The organism is Stenotrophomonas sp. AS012628, from assembly GCF_010608305.1.
Lineage (GTDB): Bacteria > Pseudomonadota > Gammaproteobacteria > Xanthomonadales > Xanthomonadaceae > Stenotrophomonas > Stenotrophomonas geniculata.
Genome location: NZ_VMBJ01000100.1, coordinates 1 through 1,193, shown reverse-complemented (window position 1 = coordinate 1,193; position 1,193 = coordinate 1). Strand labels below are relative to the sequence as shown.

The 1,193-nt window shown below is 69.1% G+C and carries 2 protein-coding genes; both read left to right on the top strand.

The window, feature by feature from the left end; translation table 11 throughout:
- Nucleotides 1-3: 3 nt before the first annotated feature.
- Complete coding sequence (locus G5A07_RS21125) at nt 4-552, top strand: HAD hydrolase family protein (RefSeq protein WP_010483642.1); 549 nt, start codon at nt 4-6, stop codon at nt 550-552.
- Nucleotides 549-1,124, top strand: a complete 576-nt coding sequence (lptC, locus tag G5A07_RS21120) for an LPS export ABC transporter periplasmic protein LptC (RefSeq protein ID WP_010483644.1) — start codon at nt 549-551, stop codon at nt 1,122-1,124. The genes G5A07_RS21125 and lptC overlap by 4 nt, the downstream gene beginning before the upstream one ends.
- Nucleotides 1,125-1,193: the final 69 nt, after the last annotated feature.

Genomic DNA, 1,193 nt, shown 5'->3' with positions numbered 1-1,193 from the left:
CTGATGCCCTGGTCCCCCCTGCCCGCCTTCCCCGCCCACCTGCATGCCGCCGCGGCCCGTATCCGCCTGGCCTGCTTCGACGTGGACGGCACCCTCACCGACGGTCGGCTGTACTACGACAAGGACGGCAACGAGAGCAAGGCGTACTTCGTGCAGGATGGCCTGGGCCTGAAACTGCTGCAGCAGCACGGTATCCACCCCGTGCTGATCACCGCGCGCAACAGCCAGTCCGCGCTCAAGCGCGGCGCCGACCTCGGCATCGACACCCAGATCGCCGTGGGCGACAAGCTGGCCAGCGTGCAGGCGTTGTGCGCGCAGCACGGCATCGGCCTGGAACAGGTGGCGTTCATGGGCGATGACCTGCCCGATCTGGCGCCACTGGGTGCGGTCGGCCTGGCGGTGGCCCCGGCCAACGCCCATCCGTGGATCGCCGAGCGCGTGCACTGGCAGACCCGTGCCGAGGGCGGGCTGGGCGCCGCACGTGAACTGTGCGACATCCTGCTGGCCGCCCAGGGCCACGTGGACGCCGTGCTGGCGAGGTTCGGCGCATGAACCTGCCCACCCTGAACTGGCGCACCGTGCTCGGCATCGGCCTGCTGCTGGCCGCCCTGCTGAGCAGTTGGGCGGCGCTGCGCAACCGTGACAAGGGCCCGGCCAGTGGCGGCCAGGAAGTCGGCGTGGATTACATCCTGCATGACTTCCAGATCGTCGCCCTGGATGAGCACGGCAAGGAATCGACTACCCTGCGTGCGCCGCTGCTGGAGCGCCAGCGCGGTGACCAGACCATCAACATCGCCACGCCGCTGTTCGAGATGCCGGACAAGGATGGCAAGCACTGGACCCTGCGTGCCGAGACCGGCTGGCTCAGTGCCAAGGGCGACGAGATGAAGCTGCGCGGCAATGTTGCCGGCGACAGCCCGGCCGGCCCGGGCACGGTGCCGACCACCTTCCGCACCGATCATCTGGACGTGTTCCCGAAGGAAAACCGCGCCCGCACCGACGCCCTGGTGACCATGACCCGCCCGGGCATGGAACAGTCCGGCGTCGGCTTCGAAGTGGATTCGAAGAACAACACGTATCATTTCCTCAGCCAGTCCAAGGGCCGCTACACGCCCAAGCACTGATTCCGCCGCCAGCCTGCGACGTCTCCGGACAGGCGCAGGGCCGGCAGCCCCATCCGCCCGCCCCCGGCC

Coding starts and splice junctions, on each gene's coding strand:
- G5A07_RS21125 (WP_010483642.1), top strand. CDS start 4: ATGCCCTGGTCCCCCCTGCCCGCCTTCCCCGCCCACCTGCATGCCGCC.
- lptC (WP_010483644.1), top strand. CDS start 549: ATGAACCTGCCCACCCTGAACTGGCGCACCGTGCTCGGCATCGGCCTG.